Below are 16,197 nucleotides of genomic sequence, written 5' to 3'. Positions count from 1 at the left end.
AGAAAGCGGCGCGTCAATGAGCCCCGCGACAGATCCCAAAGATGCTCTTCAATTCATACGCGTTCATCTTCTGCTATTTCCCGATAGTCCTTTTCGGGTTCTTCCTCATCGGAAAGCGAAATGCGCGTGCTGCGGCCGGTTTTCTCGCGCTGGCCTCACTGTTCTTCTATGGCTGGTGGAGCATCAACGCTCTCCCACTGCTCATCGGATCGATCTGCTTCAACTATTGGGCGGGGCTGCGCCTGACGAACGGCCCCGGGCGGACTCTGTCCAGCAGAAAGCGAACGCTGGTCTTCGCGCTCGTGGTCAACCTTGGCGTGCTCGCCACCTTCAAGTACGCGAATTTCTTCTTGGCCAATGTGAATGAAGGCCTTTCCGTCGCCGGATTCACACCCCTGCCGTTGCTGCATATTGCGCTGCCGATCGGCATCTCTTTCTACACGTTCACGCAGATCGCTTTCCTGGTGGATTGCTGGCAAGACAAGGTCCACGAGCGCAGCTTCATTCACTACGCGCTATTCGTCACCTACTTTCCGCACTTGATCGCGGGTCCGGTGCTGCATCACGCGCAAATGATGCCGCAGTTCGCCAATCCGGCGACTTACAGAGTGGACTTGAACAAGGTTGCACTAGGTTTGGCGATCTTCGTATTCGGGCTGGCCAAGAAGCTGCTGATTGGCGACAAGGTGGGCGAATACGCCGACCTCATGTTCACGGGCGTCCACAACGGCGCGGTACCCACTCTCTACACGGCCTGGCTCGGGGTGCTCGCGTACACGCTTCAAATCTATTTCGACTTTTCGGGATATTCAGACATGGCCGTGGGCTTGTCGCTGTGCCTGGGCGTGCAGTTGCCGCTCAATTTCAATTCACCCTATAAGTCGACCAGTCTCATCGAATTCTGGCGCCGCTGGCACATTTCGCTGTCAACGTTCCTTCGCGACTACCTGTACGTTCCTTTGGGGGGCAACCGCAAGGGGCCCGGGCGCCGGTACCTGAACCTCTTCATCACGATGCTGCTAGGCGGGCTATGGCATGGCGCTGCGTGGACGTTCGTCATATGGGGGGCCCTGCACGGCGCCTTTCTTGCGGTCAACCATCTCTGGAATGCCAAGGTGCGTCGCAACGCCAAGCCGGGGCGTTCGGCACGGGTCCTTGGCTGGTTCCTGACCTTCGTCTTCGTCATGATTGCCTGGGTCGTGTTTCGCGCGGAAAGCATGCATGCCGCGATCGAGATCTACAAGGGAATGCTCGGAATGCATGGCGCGCCGCTCGTCGCCTTCGAGGAATTCGGCCGTGTGCCGTCTCGCAAACCGGAGTTCTTCCAGACCTTGCTGGTTGGCCTGTTCATCTGTCTTGCGCTACCGCCGACGATCACGCTGCAGCGCTGGGTCCCTCAGGCTCAGGCGCTTGCTGGGCGGCCGCGTGCGGCGACAGCTTTCACTGCGTTCATGGCGCTTGTGACTGTCGTCCTTTTTGGCCTTTGCGTGTCGAGGTTGGGTACGTACAGCCCGTTCCTCTATTTCCAGTTCTGATATGACGCCCGCAAAACTTTGGTTGCAGATCTTCGCGGCGGGCTTCGCCGTTGTGGTCGCAATGCTGCTCATCACGCTGGGAACGCCCATCCCTTATGGGGACCTGTCCAGAATTGGACAGGTATCGGACCACGAATTCGGCTGGCAGTTGGAGCCGCCCCATGTCGATCCTCAATATCTTCGAGGGTCGCCCATCACACAGGCCGACATTCTTGTGATCGGCGACAGCTTTTCCATGACCTACCGCTGGCAATCGGTACTCACCAGACAAGGCTACAAGATCTCCACCGTTTACTGGGGCGAACTCGGTGAGTCCCTCTGCGACGACTTCGATGCATGGCTCGACCGCGCCGGCTTCAAGGGCAAAGTCGTGGTGGTCGAGAGCGTCGAACGCCTGCTTCGAGATCGGCTGATCAACACGCAGAAGTGCGCCAAGATGCAAAAACCAATCGAGCCACTGGCCAAGCCGTTTTTCGAATCTCCCGAATACGTTCCTGGTTTCGCACTCAATTCGAAAGCCAAGCTGACCTCCGGCCTCACGACTTACCGGAATACGCGTGCCGCGAAGAAATCCGAAGGCACAACGCTGGCCGGCGAAGCGACCTGGGTGCGGCCCGTGCCTGATGGCTGCTCGATGTTCAGCAACCGCTTTTGCGAGAAGGCCTTGTTCTTCAAGGAAGACGACGACAACGGGGAGCTTACTGTCGAGAATGTTGCACAGATGAGCGCCTTCGACAAAGCCCACCCTTCCCGATCCATCATGTGGATGGTGGTGCCCAACAAGACGACAACCTACGTCATGCCGGATCACTCGAAAGATTTTGTGACGGCCTTCAACCATGCAGGCTTGGGACCGGACCTTTTCACGTTCGCGCAGGAGCAGAAGTCGAAAATCCGTGACTTCTACTTTCCCAACGACACCCACCTGTCGATGCATGGTCAGTTGGCGCTTGGCCAAGTCATGCTGGAGGCAATTCGTAAGATAGTGCCGCAACCGTCGATGAAGCCATCTTGACGCTATCATCGTCTCTGATCGGAAGCCGTCCCGCGTGATCCTTTACGAGTACCCATTCAACGAGCGCATCCGGACCTATTTGCGGCTGGAGCATCTGTTTCGCCGTCTTGGCGAACTCGTGCCTGCCGATTCGGCCCTGCTGCATCACTACGCACTTGTGACGATCTTCGAGATCATGGATGTGGCCGCGCGCGCCGACCTCAAGGCCGATTTGCTGCGAGACCTCGATAAGCACAAGAACGTGTTCAACAGCTATCGGGGAAACCCGGCGATTGCCGAGTCGGTGCTGGATCAGGTGGTCAGCAAGCTCGAGAGCAACTTCACGACCCTCAACAACATGCCTGGCAAGGCCGGCCAGGCGTTGACCGAGAACGAATGGCTCATGAGCATCCGCAGCCGTGCAAGCATTCCCGGCGGTACCTGTGAATTCGACCTCCCGGCCTATTTCGCGTGGCAGAACGGCCGCCCCCCCGAGCGACGCGCCGATCTGGAACGTTGGTCGTCGACGCTGGCGCCTTTGGCGGAATCGATTTATCTGCTGCTGAAACTACTGCGTGACGCGGACGTGCCTTACAAGGTCATGGCGGCGAACGGGCATTTTCAGCAGACTCTGCCGCAAGGCCGTAGCTTTCAGCTGTTGCGCTTGAAGATCGATCCCAAGCTGGGGCTGATTCCTGAAATCAGCGGAAACCGCCTGATGGTGTCTGTGCGGCTGATGCGCAAGGAGACAGACGATCGCTTGCGCCAGAGCACGGACGACACGCCATTCGAGCTGACTCTCTGCGCATGAGCCCCGTCAATTCTTTCGGCGAGCGCATCGTCAAGTGTCCCGCGTGCGGACAAGACAGCGCCTACGCACCAAGCAATCCTTATCGGCCATTCTGCAGCGCCCGCTGCAAGGGAATCGATCTCGGCGCATGGGCAAGTGAAGATTTCAGGATGCCCGCGGAAGCGCCGCCGGACGACGATCCTTTCGGCGACCCGAAGCGGCAATGACGCGCGAGGGCGTCAGCGCTGCTTAAATAACGCTGGGCCGGGTCCGTTCTTCAGCGAGCCACTCCAAGACGGGTAGCGCTCCGGGAAGCACCGGCGCCACATCGAGCGGCAATTGTTGCCAGCACATCGACTGGCCTTCACGCATTTCAAAGTCGCCCGCCCATGCAATGACCTTGCACCAGTGCAATCGAACAAGCGCGTGCGGATAGTCGTGCTCAGTGACTTTCCAAATGGCCGCGGAATCAATGGCGATGCCGAGTTCTTCGTGGAGTTCGCGGCGCAATGCCTGTTCGACCGTCTCACCGGCTTCGATCTTGCCGCCTGGAAACTCCCAGTAGCCTGCGTAGGGCTTCCCCTCGGGTCGCGTAGACAGCAGCAGCGCGCCATCCTCACGGATGAGGATGCCGACGGCAACCTCAGTGTGCTTGCGCGCGGTTGTGCTGGCGGGCATCAGGCGCGCCCCGCGTAATCTCGTGCGAACTGGTAGGCGACGCGTCCACTGCGCGAACCCCTTTCGAGTGCCCACACGAGCGCCTCCGGTCGCGCCGCCTCGATGGCTTTTGCTTCGACGCCAAACGACGAAAGCCACTGCTCGACGATCGTCAGGTATTCGTTCTGGCTGAACGGATAGAAGCTCACCCAGAGACCGAAACGCTCCGAGAGCGAAATCTTCTCTTCGATCACTTCGCCAGGATGCACTTCGCCGTCCTCCGTGTGGGTGTAGCTGAGGTTGTCCTTCATGTACTCCGGGAGCAAATGACGGCGGTTGCTGGTCGCGTAGATCAACACGTTGGGCGTCGCCGCAGCGATGGAGCCGTCCAGAATGGACTTGAGCGCCTTATAGCCCGGCTCCCCCTCGTCGAAGCTCAGGTCATCGCTGAAGATGATGAATCTCTCGGGCCTATTCGAAACGACCTCGATGATGTCCGGCAGGTCGGTCAACTCGGCCTTGTCGACCTCGATCAGGCGCAGACCCTGCGGCGCGTAGGCATGAAGACAGGCGCGGATCAGCGATGATTTCCCGGTGCCGCGGGCACCCGTCAGCAGAACGTTATTGGCCGGCTTGCCTTCGACGAACTGACGGGTATTGCGCTCGATTTTTTCCTTCTGAAGATCGATTTCTTTCAGCGCGTCGAGTGGCATCGTCGCAATATGGCGGACAGGTTCCAGCGTGCCGTGACCAGAACTGCGTCGCCGGTAGCGCCATGCGATGGATGCGTTCCAGTCGGCGGGCGCAGCCAACGGTTGCGGCAGGATCGACTCGATGCGACCCATCAGATGCTCGGCGCGCTCGATCAGGCGTTCGAACTTCTCGTTCATGACCTGTAGTCGGCGTTGATCGAAACGTAGTCGTGGCTGAGGTCGCAGGTCCAGACGGTGTCGGCAGCATCGCCGCGGCCAAGCGCAATGCGCACCAGGATCTCGCTCTGCTTCATCACCCGTTGACCGTCTTCCTCACGATAGGACGGATTGCGACCCCCCTTCACCGCCACGTGCACGTCATCCAGGAAAAGGTCGATGCCTGTCTGGTCCAGGTCGGCAATGCCGGCGTATCCGACCGCCGCCAGGATACGCCCAAGGTTCGGGTCGCTCGCATAGAACGCGGTCTTGACCAATGGCGAATGCGCGACCGCGTAGGCCACCTGCCGGCACTCGGCAGCGTCCTTGCCACCTTCGACACGAATCGTGATGAACTTGGTCGCACCTTCGCCGTCGCGGACGATGGCTTGCGCCAGTAGCCTAGCCACAGTCTGCATGGCCTCCAGCAAGGCGCGCCCCTCCGCGGAGTCGAGCGAGGTGATGGTGCCGTGGGCAGCCTTCTGCGTCGCAATGACCACGAACGAATCGTTGGTCGATGTATCCCCATCGATCGTCACACGATTGAAGGATGCTTCCGCCAGGGCCCTCGCGAGCGGCTGGATCAGCGATGCATCGATCTTCGCGTCAGTCGCCATGAAACCGAGCATCGTGGCCATGTTCGGACGGATCATCCCGGCACCCTTGCTGATGCCGGTGATCGTGACAGTCGCCCCGTCGATCATCACTTGCCGGCTGAAGGCCTTGGGCACCGTATCGGTCGTCATGATGCCTTCTGCGGCGCGCGCCCAGTTGGTCGCCTTCGCATCGGCCAAGGCAGCAGGCAAACCAGCCTCGATGCGGTCGATAGGCAGCGGCTCCATGATCACGCCAGTGGAAAAAGGCAGAATCTGCGCAGGGGCCAGGTTCAATTGCCGCGCAAGCGCAATACAGGTGGCACGCGTACGCATCAGGCCGTCCTCGCCCGTTCCGGCGTTCGCGTTGCCCGTGTTGATGAGCATCGCGCGAATCCCGAAATTTTTCTCGAGGTGATCGCGGCAGACCTGAACCGGCGCGGCGCAAAACCGGTTCTGCGTGAACACGCCGCCCACGGCGGCGCCTTCGTCGATCAGCACGACAGTCAGGTCCTTGCGGTTGGCCTTGCGCACGCCGGCTTCGGCGACGCCAATGCGAACACCTGGCACAGCGTGCAGCGCTGCGGGATCGGGGGCGGAGAGATTCACGGGCATCCAGACGTCCTGCAGATCGATATCAAGAAAGTTTGCCGTGGCAATGCTTGAATTTTTTACCACTGCCGCAGGGGCACGGATCGTTGCGCCCGACGCGCGCAAATGCGGCAGCGCCGGCGCCCAGTCCCATGGCAGCCTGGCGGCGAAGGCTTTCCTCGTCCACGCGCACTTCGACTTCGCCGGTCTCGGTCGGCGCCGTGTAAGTGACGTTCGCGAGGTTCTCACCTCGGCTTTCCATCGCTTCGGCAGCTTGCTCAAGCTGCTCGCTGGACTGGACGCGCACGGTCATGAGTTGACGGGTCACTTCGTTCTTGACGGAGTCGAGCAATTGACCGAAGAGCTCGAAAGCTTCGCGCTTGTATTCTTGCTTCGGCTGCTTCTGCGCGTAGCCGCGAAGGTGAATGCCCTGCCGCAGGTAATCAAGGGAAGCCAGGTGCTCACGCCAGTGTGTATCGATGCTTTGCAACAGAACCATGCGCTCGAACTGCGTGAAGTTCTCCTGCCCGATCAGCTCGACCTTGGCATCGAATGCCTTGTTGGCCTCGGCGACGACCTTTTCGACAACGTCTTCGTCGCCGATGGCCGTGGCGGCCTCGACCTCTTGCCGCAGCGGCAATTCGAGGTGCCAGTCCTCGGAGAGAGTCTTTTCCAGGCCCGCGAGATCCCATTGCTCCTCGACCGACTCGACGGGCACGTACTGGCGAACGAGATCGTTGAAACAGCCCTCGCGCAGCGCCCCGATTTGCGCGGTGAGGTCACCCGCATCCAGGATGTCATTGCGCTGCTGGTAGATCACCTTGCGTTGGTCGTTCGAGACATCGTCGTATTCGAGCAGCTGCTTGCGGATGTCGAAGTTGCGCGCCTCGACCTTGCGCTGGGCACTCTCGATACTGCGCGTCACGATGCCCGCCTCGATGGCTTCGCCGTCGGGCATCTTGAGGCGATCCATGATCGCCTTCACGCGGTCGCCGGCAAAGATGCGCATCAGCGGATCGTCCAGGCTCAAATAGAAGCGGGACGAGCCAGGGTCGCCCTGCCGGCCCGAGCGGCCGCGCAGCTGGTTGTCGATGCGGCGAGATTCATGCCGTTCGGTGGCGATGATCCGCAAGCCGCCGAGCGACTTCACAAATTCGTGATCCTTCTCCCACTGGGCACGAAGCCGGGCGACCTCGGCAGCCTTGGCGCTGGCGTCGAGTTCTTCATTGGCTTCGACCGCTTCGATGGCTTTCTCGACATTTCCGCCCAGAACAATGTCGGTACCACGGCCCGCCATGTTGGTTGCAATGGTGATCATCTTGGTGCGGCCGGCCTGCGCGACGATGTCCGCTTCGCGTGCGTGTTGCTTCGCGTTGAGAACCTGGTGTGGCAGGTCGGCTTTCTCGAGCAAGCCTGCGATGATTTCGGAGTTTTCGATCGACGACGTGCCGACCAGCACGGGTTGGCCACGCTCATAGCACTCGCGAATGTCCTGGATGGCAGCTTCGTATTTTTCGCGCGTGGTCTTGTACACGCGGTCCAGCTGGTCATCGCGCTTGCTCGGGCGATTCGGCGGGATGATCATGGTCTCGAGACCATAGATTTCCTGGAATTCGTACGCTTCGGTGTCGGCCGTGCCGGTCATGCCGGCGAGCTTTGCGTAGAGGCGGAAATAGTTCTGAAAGGTGATCGAGGCGAGCGTCTGGTTCTCGGCCTGGATCTCGACGCCTTCCTTGGCTTCAACCGCCTGGTGCAAGCCGTCGCTCCAGCGCCGCCCAGTCATCAAACGGCCGGTGAACTCGTCGACGATGATCACTTCGCCTTGTTGCACGACGTAGTGCTGGTCGCGGTGATATAGATGCCGCGCGCGCAACGCTGCATTCAAGTGATGCATCAGCGTGATGTTGGCGGGGTCGTAGAGAGAGGCGCCTTCAGGAAGCAGCTTGAACTCGGCAAGAATCTTCTCTGCCTTTTCGTGGCCGTCTTCGGTCATGAACACCTGGTGAGTTTTTTCATCGACCGTGAAGTCTCCAGGCTTGGTAACGCCTTCGCCGGTGCGAGGATCAGCCTCGCCTTCCTGGCGAACCAGGAGCGGCACGACCTTGTTGATCGCAAGGTACAGGTCCGTGTGGTCTTCGGCCTGGCCGCTGATGATGAGCGGGGTCCGGGCTTCGTCGATAAGGATCGAGTCAACCTCGTCGACGATTGCGTAGTTCAAGCCGCGCTGAACCCGATCGCCGGGCTCGTACACCATGTTGTCGCGCAGGTAGTCGAAGCCGTACTCGTTGTTCGTGCCGTAGGTGATGTCGCTGCCGTAGGCCTGCTGCTTTTCTTCGCGCGGCATTTGCGGCAGGTTGATACCGACGGAAAGGCCGAGGTAGTTGTAGAGCCGACCCATCCAGGTGGCATCGCGGCTGGCGAGGTAGTCGTTCACCGTGACCACATGGACGCCCTTGCCGGTGAGCGCATTCAGGTAGACCGGAAGGGTCGCCGTCAGCGTCTTACCTTCACCGGTGCGCATCTCCGAGATCTTGCCGTTGTGGAGGGCCATGCCGCCCAGCAACTGGACGTCGAAGTGGCGCATCTTCATGACCCGCTTGGATGCTTCGCGCACCGTCGCAAAAGCCTCTGGCAAGAGTTCGTCGAGCGATTCGCCCTTGGCAACGCGATCCTTGAACTCCTGCGTCTTGCCGCGCAGCGCAGCTTCATCGAGCTTCTCGAACGACGGCTCCAGCGAGTTGATGCGTTCGACCGTCTTGCGATACTGCTTCAGAAGCCGGTCATTGCGACTGCCGAAAATTTGGGTCAGGAGGTTGGTGGCCATGAATGGAGATCGAAGGACACTCGCTGGATGCGGGCACTTCGACCGAAATCCCTAAGATAGACGAGAAGGAACTTGGGCGCGCTTTGCTGGAAAGCAAGCCGACCGGCCCGCAGGATTGCCGGCAAACCGCAGATTTTAGCCGCCTTGTCCAAACTCTTGAGTCCAGACCTTTGCCCATGAACCGCCGCTATCACGCCGTCACTTTGCTCCAGGCGACCGAGGAGTCGCCAACCCTGGCGAGCCTGACCGCCCGAGCGCGCGACGCGAACGAACGGCTCGCTGCCATCCAGGACCTGATCCCTGCCGAACTGCGCCCCACCATCAAGGCAGGGCCGGCGGAGGCAGATGTATGGTGCATGTTGGTCAGCGGCAGCGCCGCAGCGGCCAAGCTCCGTCACTTGGCGCCACTTTTCCTGTCGCGACTGAAGGCCAGGGGTTGGGACGTCGCCACCCTCCGCATCAAGGTCCAGACAGGCCGCTGAGTCAGAGCTGCGCCAAAACCAACCCGAGTGTGAGCACGACCGATGTGCCAAAAATGGTCAGGCCGACGCGCCGACGGCGATGGGTCAGCATCCACAGCGCCACGCCAGACACCGACAGGAAGATCAGACTCCCCGCCAGCGTGTCCACCAGCAGAATCCATGCGACCGGCATGCCGACCCCCTTGTGCAGATTTGCGAGGGTGGCGACAAACCCGTTGCTGGTGGTCGTGACACCCACCGAGCGATTGCCGCGCCAGTATTCCGCCTGAACAATGGCATCGGGACCGCCATAGTTGAAGACCCAGCGTTCCGGCTGCATCAAGGCTGGTTCACGAGGCGCGTCTTCGGGCGCGGAGGCGCTGGCGTGCTTGCCTTTCTCCGCCCAGCCGACCGGTTTCGAAGGTTCCACGCGCATGGAGTTCGGCGGGCCACTCTGCCCCAGCGCCGTCTGAAGCCAGGTGGCCATCTCCTTGGCGTTGGCCGGCGCCGGGTCGGGCAATGACAATTGCGCGTTAAGGCGCTGCTGGGCCATCGGCAATTTGAGCACCGCACGGTGGTTCAGCCATACGCCGGCCGTGCCGAAAATCAACCCGAGAATCGCGCCCCACAGGCCGATCCAACCGTGAGTCTTGCGAATCCATTGCACGAGCGCAGTGCGGCGTTGCCGGCTTCGAAGGCGCTCGTCAAGCGGCGTGGACGACATGAATGCAGTCCCACCGGGGCCGGCTGAAAAATCGTGAGCGGTGTTCATGTGGACGACCTACGTGTCGCTCCATTTGCGAAGAAGGTTGTGATACGTCCCGACCAGCGTCCGCCGCGCGGATTCGTCTGCGCCGGTCTGATTCAGTCGCTGGATAGCGTTGTCGAGGTCAAAAAGAAGCGCCCGGTCTCCCGCGTCACGGATGAGGCTCTGCACCCAGAAAAAGCAAGCGAGACGTACGCCCCTTGTGACGGGAGTCACCTGGTGCAGGCTGGTCGCCGGATAGATGACCATGTCACCGGCGTCCAGCTTCACGTTCTGCATTCCATGGGTGTCTTCCATCTGCAGGTCACCGCCGTCGTAGCTATCGGTCGGCGAGAGGAACAACGTGGCGGAAAGATCGGTGCGCAGCTTGCGCCCGTTGTGAGGATGTATGCGCACTCCGCCATCCACGTGCAGGCCAAACGTCATACCGGCACTGTAGCGGTTGAACATCGGCGGATACAGCACGTTGGGCAGCGCCGCGCTGATGAAGAGCGGATTGCGTTCGAGTGCACCGACCACGATGGCCTGGCAGTCCCTGGCCACCTGTGACCGCTCGTCGATCTGCTGGTTGAACTTCACCTCCGCGCCCTGGTGCCCCGCTGTGACTCGGCCATCCACCCATGCGTCACCTGCAGCATCCAGACGCGCGCGAACAGCTTTGAGTGACTCGGGATCGAGAACCTGGGGAATACAGAGCAGCATGGCGGTGAGGATTGACGTCAGAACCGGTAGTTCACGGACAGCATGGCGGTGCGCGCCATGCCGGGGACGGCCCGGCCGCCGTCGGACGGGATCAAGGCGTCGTAATAGTGCTTGTCAAAAAGATTGAACAGGTTGAGCCGTACATCGTAGTGAGGCTGGTGATAGGCCAACATTGCGTCGATTCGCGTGTAGCTCCCTACCGCGACGAGGTTGGTGTTGGAGGCATAACGGCTCCCGACGTAAGTGGCGCCGCCGCCAAATTCCCACTGAGGGGTGACGGTATAGACGGCCCAAATGCTGGCGGCGTTGCGGGGCGTATTTGCCGGCACGTTGCCTTGGGTCGCGGGGGCGATGCCGTCGACGATCGTGCCGTCGAGAAAGGTATAGGCGCCGAACACCTGAAAGGCGTCGGTGATCCGCCCTGCAATGCCGGCGCGGGCGCCATTGACACGCACGGTGCCGGTCGCGGAGTAGGTGCCGTCGGAGTTCTGCGCTCTCGCGTTGTCTTGCGTGATGCTGAAGGCCGCAGCGGTCATCGACAGCGCGCCGCCATTGGCATCCCACTTGCCGCCCAGTTCGTATGCCTTGTTTTCCTGTGGAGGCAAGGGCTGGGTGGCCCCGGTCGTCGCCACCAGTTGCTCGAGCGAAGGATTGAACGAGGTGCTGTAGGAGACGTAATAGGACTGCTCGGTAGTCGGTTGCCAGATGCCTCCGGCGCGGACGCTGGTGTAGTTGACCGTCTGCCTTTCGTAGGCGAGGGTTGTCGCGCTCGTCACCGTGTTGTTGATGCTGGCCCGATAGTTGTCCTGGCGCACGCCGCCAACGAGCTTGAACTGAGGACTGAGGTCGACCGTGTCGTTGACATACCCCGCAACCGTGTCGGCAGCTGCCGTCGCAAGATTGCCAGGAAGCCCCGGCGCATTGAGAGGCGAATCGGACGGGATGGGATTCAGAAGCGGTGTGCAAGACACATAGCCGCTTGTTCCGCCCACCGGATTCATCGGAATGCCGGCGCAGGTGCCGTTGCGGTAGTAGCCTTGGTTCCTGTACGTATCGTGCCCGAGTTCCAGCCCCACCAGCAGTGCGTGCTTGAGCGTGCCCGTCTCGAATTTCGTGTTGTATTCGGTCAGGTTGAACAGCGAAGTGTCGCGGATGTCCCGGTCATGACTCTGTTGACGAACCCACATCTGACCGAGGGGCAAGGTGCTGGTTGCCGCGGCGGGGAAAGCTGTGGTCCCCGTCGAAAACGGCGTATAGCCCCTGACGCTCACGGTTCCGATGCCCTGCGGCGCGGTCTCCGTCGCGTTGGTCGTGACTTGGTTGTACTGCGTCTGGTTGCGAATCGAACTGGTCGATGTCAGCTTGTGGAGGATCGTTGCATTGAATGCGCCGATATCCGAAACGGTGCGATCGTCGTTGAATCCATAAGCATTGTTCCGATCGACCTGCGCCGGCGCGCCGTTCAGCGGGGGAATCCCGTAGTCGGCCATGTCGCGGTTGTGCTGAAGTAACGCAGACAAGGTGATCTGAGTGGGCGTGTTGATGCCGAACTTCAACGACGGGGCAACGCCGACGTCCTGAATTCTCGTTTGGTCGCGATTCGACGCATCACCTTCCTGCCCCATTGCGGAGATGCGAAATGCCGACGTCTCCGACAGCGGCCGATTCACATCGACAGTCGTCCGCACAAGACCGTTGCTCGTGACTGAAAGCTCCGCGTTCCCCGCGGGTGTCAGAGACGGCTTCTTGCTGACCTGGTTGATCACGCCACCCGTCGAACCGCGACCGAACAACATGGACGAAGGTCCCATCAGCACCTCGATGCTGTCCAGCGCAAACGTATCGCRGTAGTACTGGCCACGGTCGCGTGCACCGTCCAAGAAAATGTCCGTTCGAGCCGAAAAGCCGTTGAGATTGATGTTGGTGCCGATTTGCCCACCTTCAGCAGCACCAATGGTCAGGCCCGGGACGTTGCGCAGAGCACTCTCCAGCGAGGTGGCACCCTGCGATTGCATCAGCGGCTGATTGATGATGGTGACCGACTGCGGCACATCGTGCGGATCCGCAGGCAACCGGCTGATCGACAGCGGATTGGGGCCGAAGCTTCCGTTGTCGGCAGTGTCCTGAACCTGCACTTCGCGCAATGTCGCCGGAACCGAAGTGCTCGCCGGAGATGATGGCGCGCCGGCCGGCTGTTCGGATGTCGCAGGTGGCGACTGTTGCCCGGTGGCCGGAAGGGAGGCCATGGCAATCACGGTCAATGCGATGGGCGTACGCAACGTACGAGGGCACTCCGAGCGACTCATGGAACTCCTGAAGGAAAGCTTGCAGGGCCCAAATCGTCAACGGGACTGCCTTGCAGTCGGCGATTCTAAATACGAATCAATCTTTCTATCTTTTTCTATCTACGCGCCAGGTCCTCGCTCGACTGCGACATCCCTGGCTCGCAAAGCCTCATTGCATTCGGAGCAGACCGTCACGGGATCGAACAGGTGTCCGCATCCGGAGTGACGATGGAGCAGCGGCCTTCCGGCCTCTCCTGACATGTGGACATCGCCCCAATGCACCACTGCCATCAATACCGGATGGAGGTCCATGCCCTTGGGCGTCAACCGGTACTCATAGCGCACAGGAGAGTCCTGATAGGCCACCTTCTTGAAGACCCCCGCATCGACCAGTTTGGTCAGACGATCAGCGAGCATGGGGCGCGAGATGCCCAGTCGCTCCTGAAAGTCCTCGAATCGGCGCACACCGAGAAACGCGTCGCGCAGCACAAGCATCGTCCACCGGTCTCCGATCACTGACACGGTCCGTGCGACCGAGCAATGCTCTTGTTGCAGATCTGTCCATTTCATGGCGCAACTCTACGCTTGACGAGTTCATTTTTCAAACTTATGGTGCGGTCAGTTCTAAAAATAAACGCAAGGGACGTCGCGATGATGAGAACACCCAGTGCACTCGCCGAACAGCTCGCCTCGCTGCCCGCACGCATGTCTCACGTGCTCCGCCCTTGGGCGCGGCAAAAGCCGGTCGCGCCCGCACTGATCGAGGCCGCACACCAAGGAGTTGATCATCCGATCCGGCTTCAATGTGTATCCACCGGAAGTCGAAGCTTTGATCGCACGCCATCCGGCGGTCGCCGCCTGCGCGGTGGTCGGCCGCCAAGCCCCGGGCAACGAGGAAGTCTTCCGCCGGAAAGATCCTCAAGCACGAACTGTCCAAGCAGGTGTCCGAGCTCTCCGCGCAACGCCGGTCGTTCACGTGTTCGCAATAGTCGCGCACGGTGAATTCCTTCAAACCCAGCCAAGGAAATTCAATGTCAGAAAAGAAAGCGGTTCTCGTGATCGGTGCCGGCGATGCCACTGGCGGAGCGATCGCGCAGCGGTTCGCGCGCGAGGGCTACATCGCCTGCGTGACTCGGCGCGACGCTCAGAAGCTGAAACCCCTCGTGGACCAGATCCGCGCTGCCGGCGGTGAGGCGCACGGCTTCGGAAGCGACGCCCGCAAAGAAGAGGAGATGGTTGCTCTGGTGCAGAAGATCGAAAACGAGATCGCGCCCATCGAAGTGGCTATCTTCAATATTGGGGCCAATGTGCGCTTTCCCATTACGGAGACCACCGCCCGCGTGTACTACAAGGTCTGGGAAATGGCCTGCTTTGCCGGATTTCTGATGGGCAGGGAAGCCGCCAAGGCCATGCTTCCGCGCGGCCGTGGAACGATCATCTTCACGGGGGCCACCGCGAGCTTGCGCGGCCGGGATGGCTTCGCGGCGTTTGCGGGTGCCAAGCACGCGCTGCGCGCACTTGCGCAGAGCATGGCGCGCGAGCTGTGGCCCAAGGGCATCCATGTGGCGCATCCGGTCGTGGACGGCGCCATCGATACCGAGTTCATCCGCACCAACTTCCCGGAGCGCTATCAGCTCAAAGACCAGGGCGGCATCGTCGATCCAAATCACATCGCAGATCTGTACTGGCAGCTGCATATGCAACCGCGGGACGCCTGGACTCACGAGACCGAGATCCGGCCGTGGATGGAATCCTGGTGAGAGCCGCCGGCAATTCCAGCAAGCACGTCTTATGAATCCTGTTCCCGTGCAAATTCTTTTCGACTTCGGTAGCCCCAACGCCTACCTCAGTCACAAGCTCATTCCGGAGATCGAGGCGCGCAGCGCAGCGCGTTTTGAATACGTGCCGATCCTGTTGGGCGGCTTGTTCAAGCTCACCAACAATCGCTCGCCCGGCGAGACGAATGCCGAAATCCCGAACAAGCGCAATTACGAGCTCCTGGAGCTCCAGCGTTTCGTGCGAAAGCATGGGCTCACCGCCTTCCGACGCAATCCATTTTTTCCCATTAATACGCTGCAAATCATGCGGGCGGCGGTCGCGGCACAGAAGCTAGGCTGCTTCGATCGCTATGTCGAGGTGGTCTTCTCGAGCATGTGGGAGCAGGAGAAGAAGATGGACGAACTGGAAGTGATGCGGGCGCAGCTGCGTGCGGCCGAGTTGGACGCCGACGCGCTCGTGGCGCTGAGCCAAGCTCCGGAGGTGAAAGCGCAACTGATGGCCAGTACGCAAGAAGCGCATGCGCGCGGAGCGTTCGGCTCGCCTACCTTCTTCGTTGGAACAGAGATGTTCTTCGGCAAGGACCGCCTGCGGGAGGTCGAGGAAGAAGTCATGGCCGTTCGTGACAGGCAACAGCAGAGGTCCTGAACATGTTTGGGGCGTTTCGAAGCTGCTGAAGCAACCCGTGATCGTCGAGAGCCGGCCAAGCGCTGGTGGGACTTTGCCAAGCAAAGTGCTTCGGAGCGCCGGCAACGGCGGCTACACCTTGGGCATTGCTTCCCTGGGCATCTATCGCCTGCCCTACACGACCGACCTGAAGTGGGATGCAGCCACGGACCCGTCCTACTTCGTTGGCCTGACAGGATATTCGTTTGGCATCGTAGTGCCGGCCGCCTCTCCGATCAGGATGTGGGCCGACAATATCGCAGCCGCCAAGGTTCGCTGCAGCCGTTTCGAATGCTGGCGGACTCGGCACGTTGACCTCCCTCACGCAAAGCACACCGGCGGACTTCGCTGGGGAAATCGAGCGATGCCGACCGACGACGGTCAAGCCGGTCGCAGTCAACCGCATGTTGAAGAGCGCGAACTCGGGACTGCGATCAGCTTGGGCGACATGGCCGCGCAAGTGGGCGGCGTCTACCCGAAGGTCATGCGATGGGGCGCATGGACGCCGGTGCCTGGTCGTGCGGCGTGGTCGCTGTACTGATCCATGACCTGCCTTCTGCCGGTGTCCTGATCAAGGAGATCATGGCCGACGCAGAGTCGATCGTCAGGCAAAGTCAGGGGGACATGTTCGCTGTGTAAGCGCCCTTCC

Annotated in this window: 16 protein-coding genes and 1 pseudogene; 9 read left to right on the top strand and 8 right to left on the bottom strand. The window is 60.7% G+C overall.

Annotated features, from left to right (window positions below):
* Positions 1-41: 41 nt before the first annotated feature.
* From AC1DMA_RS20550 to AC1DMA_RS20535, 4 genes are read left to right on the top strand one after another with little or no spacing between them, the layout of a single operon-like run.
* Positions 42-1,535: an MBOAT family O-acyltransferase gene (locus AC1DMA_RS20550; RefSeq protein WP_478125511.1), complete on the top strand. Its 1,494-nt coding sequence runs from the start codon at positions 42-44 to the stop codon at positions 1,533-1,535.
* Position 1,536: 1 nt separating this feature from the next.
* Positions 1,537-2,550 (top strand): hypothetical protein, encoded by a 1,014-nt coding sequence (locus tag AC1DMA_RS20545; RefSeq protein WP_478145344.1) that lies wholly within the window; start codon positions 1,537-1,539, stop codon positions 2,548-2,550.
* 34 nt (positions 2,551-2,584) lie between these two features.
* Positions 2,585-3,340, top strand: a complete 756-nt coding sequence (gene zapD, locus AC1DMA_RS20540) for a cell division protein ZapD (protein WP_478125509.1) — start codon at positions 2,585-2,587, stop codon at positions 3,338-3,340.
* Positions 3,337-3,546 (top strand): DNA gyrase inhibitor YacG, encoded by a 210-nt coding sequence (locus tag AC1DMA_RS20535; protein ID WP_478125508.1) that lies wholly within the window; start codon positions 3,337-3,339, stop codon positions 3,544-3,546. The genes zapD and AC1DMA_RS20535 overlap by 4 nt, the downstream gene beginning before the upstream one ends.
* Positions 3,547-3,568: 22 nt before the next feature.
* Here the strand turns inward: AC1DMA_RS20535 and AC1DMA_RS20530 are convergent, their stop codons facing one another.
* From AC1DMA_RS20530 to secA, 4 genes are read right to left on the bottom strand one after another with little or no spacing between them, the layout of a single operon-like run.
* Entirely contained in the window at positions 3,569-3,997 is a 429-nt protein-coding gene (locus AC1DMA_RS20530; protein ID WP_478125507.1) for an NUDIX domain-containing protein, read from the bottom strand.
* Positions 3,997-4,866 (bottom strand): ATP-binding protein, encoded by an 870-nt coding sequence (locus tag AC1DMA_RS20525; RefSeq protein WP_478145343.1) that lies wholly within the window; start codon positions 4,864-4,866, stop codon positions 3,997-3,999. Before AC1DMA_RS20525 ends, AC1DMA_RS20530 begins: the two co-directional genes overlap by 1 nt.
* Entirely contained in the window at positions 4,863-6,092 is a 1,230-nt protein-coding gene (gene argJ / locus AC1DMA_RS20520; protein WP_478125505.1) for a bifunctional glutamate N-acetyltransferase/amino-acid acetyltransferase ArgJ, read from the bottom strand. Before argJ ends, AC1DMA_RS20525 begins: the two co-directional genes overlap by 4 nt.
* A gap of 22 nt (positions 6,093-6,114) precedes the next feature.
* On the bottom strand, positions 6,115-8,892 hold the full coding sequence (gene secA / locus AC1DMA_RS20515) for a preprotein translocase subunit SecA (protein ID WP_478145342.1): 2,778 nt from the start codon (positions 8,890-8,892) through the stop codon (positions 6,115-6,117).
* A gap of 176 nt (positions 8,893-9,068) precedes the next feature.
* Here secA and AC1DMA_RS20510 point away from each other — a divergent pair, with 176 nt between their 5' ends.
* A complete protein-coding gene (locus AC1DMA_RS20510; RefSeq protein ID WP_478125836.1) occupies positions 9,069-9,374 on the top strand; it encodes a hypothetical protein in 306 nt (101 codons plus the stop codon).
* 1 nt (position 9,375) lies between these two features.
* On the opposite strand, the gene AC1DMA_RS20505 is transcribed toward AC1DMA_RS20510, so the two are convergent.
* The 4 genes from AC1DMA_RS20505 to AC1DMA_RS20490 form a co-directional block, all read right to left on the bottom strand.
* The gene (locus AC1DMA_RS20505; RefSeq protein ID WP_478125503.1) at positions 9,376-10,020 is read right to left on the bottom strand and encodes a PepSY-associated TM helix domain-containing protein; all 645 of its coding nucleotides are present in this window, start codon (positions 10,018-10,020) and stop codon (positions 9,376-9,378) included.
* Positions 10,021-10,134: 114 nt separating this feature from the next.
* A complete protein-coding gene (locus tag AC1DMA_RS20500; protein ID WP_478125502.1) occupies positions 10,135-10,821 on the bottom strand; it encodes a Fe2+-dependent dioxygenase in 687 nt (228 codons plus the stop codon).
* Between the two features lie 17 nt (positions 10,822-10,838).
* Complete coding sequence (locus tag AC1DMA_RS20495; RefSeq protein ID WP_478145341.1) at positions 10,839-13,127, bottom strand: TonB-dependent receptor; 2,289 nt, start codon at positions 13,125-13,127, stop codon at positions 10,839-10,841.
* Between the two features lie 99 nt (positions 13,128-13,226).
* Positions 13,227-13,676: a winged helix-turn-helix transcriptional regulator gene (locus tag AC1DMA_RS20490; RefSeq protein ID WP_478125500.1), complete on the bottom strand. Its 450-nt coding sequence runs from the start codon at positions 13,674-13,676 to the stop codon at positions 13,227-13,229.
* A 461-nt stretch (positions 13,677-14,137) separates the two neighbouring features.
* Here AC1DMA_RS20490 and AC1DMA_RS20485 point away from each other — a divergent pair, with 461 nt between their 5' ends.
* The 4 genes and pseudogenes from AC1DMA_RS20485 (at position 14,138) to AC1DMA_RS20470 (ending at position 16,096) form a co-directional block, all read left to right on the top strand.
* Positions 14,138-14,866: an SDR family oxidoreductase gene (locus tag AC1DMA_RS20485; protein WP_478125499.1), complete on the top strand. Its 729-nt coding sequence runs from the start codon at positions 14,138-14,140 to the stop codon at positions 14,864-14,866.
* A 31-nt stretch (positions 14,867-14,897) separates the two neighbouring features.
* Complete coding sequence (locus tag AC1DMA_RS20480) at positions 14,898-15,530, top strand: DsbA family protein (RefSeq protein WP_478125498.1); 633 nt, start codon at positions 14,898-14,900, stop codon at positions 15,528-15,530.
* Positions 15,505-15,765: pseudogene (locus AC1DMA_RS20475) on the top strand (tripartite tricarboxylate transporter substrate-binding protein); the annotation flags it as partial. The gene AC1DMA_RS20480 and the pseudogene AC1DMA_RS20475, both read left to right, overlap by 26 nt.
* Before the next feature lie 37 nt (positions 15,766-15,802).
* The gene (locus tag AC1DMA_RS20470; protein ID WP_478145402.1) at positions 15,803-16,096 is read left to right on the top strand and encodes a nitronate monooxygenase; all 294 of its coding nucleotides are present in this window, start codon (positions 15,803-15,805) and stop codon (positions 16,094-16,096) included.
* The last annotated feature ends 101 nt before the right edge of the window (positions 16,097-16,197 follow it).

The sequence above is a fragment of the Variovorax sp. 05N34 genome (genome assembly GCF_056397405.1).
Note: the sequence above shows the minus strand (reverse complement) of the source record. Positions and strands in the feature narration are given on the sequence as shown.

Coding starts and splice junctions, on each gene's coding strand:
- AC1DMA_RS20550 (WP_478125511.1), top strand. CDS start 42: ATGCTCTTCAATTCATACGCGTTCATCTTCTGCTATTTCCCGATAGTC.
- AC1DMA_RS20545 (WP_478145344.1), top strand. CDS start 1,537: ATGACGCCCGCAAAACTTTGGTTGCAGATCTTCGCGGCGGGCTTCGCC.
- AC1DMA_RS20535 (WP_478125508.1), top strand. CDS start 3,337: ATGAGCCCCGTCAATTCTTTCGGCGAGCGCATCGTCAAGTGTCCCGCG.
- AC1DMA_RS20530 (WP_478125507.1), bottom strand. CDS start 3,997: ATGCCCGCCAGCACAACCGCGCGCAAGCACACTGAGGTTGCCGTCGGC.
- AC1DMA_RS20525 (WP_478145343.1), bottom strand. CDS start 4,866: ATGAACGAGAAGTTCGAACGCCTGATCGAGCGCGCCGAGCATCTGATG.
- argJ (WP_478125505.1), bottom strand. CDS start 6,092: ATGCCCGTGAATCTCTCCGCCCCCGATCCCGCAGCGCTGCACGCTGTG.
- secA (WP_478145342.1), bottom strand. CDS start 8,892: ATGGCCACCAACCTCCTGACCCAAATTTTCGGCAGTCGCAATGACCGG.
- AC1DMA_RS20510 (WP_478125836.1), top strand. CDS start 9,069: ATGAACCGCCGCTATCACGCCGTCACTTTGCTCCAGGCGACCGAGGAG.
- AC1DMA_RS20500 (WP_478125502.1), bottom strand. CDS start 10,821: ATGCTGCTCTGTATTCCCCAGGTTCTCGATCCCGAGTCACTCAAAGCT.
- AC1DMA_RS20490 (WP_478125500.1), bottom strand. CDS start 13,676: ATGAAATGGACAGATCTGCAACAAGAGCATTGCTCGGTCGCACGGACC.
- AC1DMA_RS20485 (WP_478125499.1), top strand. CDS start 14,138: ATGTCAGAAAAGAAAGCGGTTCTCGTGATCGGTGCCGGCGATGCCACT.
- AC1DMA_RS20480 (WP_478125498.1), top strand. CDS start 14,898: ATGAATCCTGTTCCCGTGCAAATTCTTTTCGACTTCGGTAGCCCCAAC.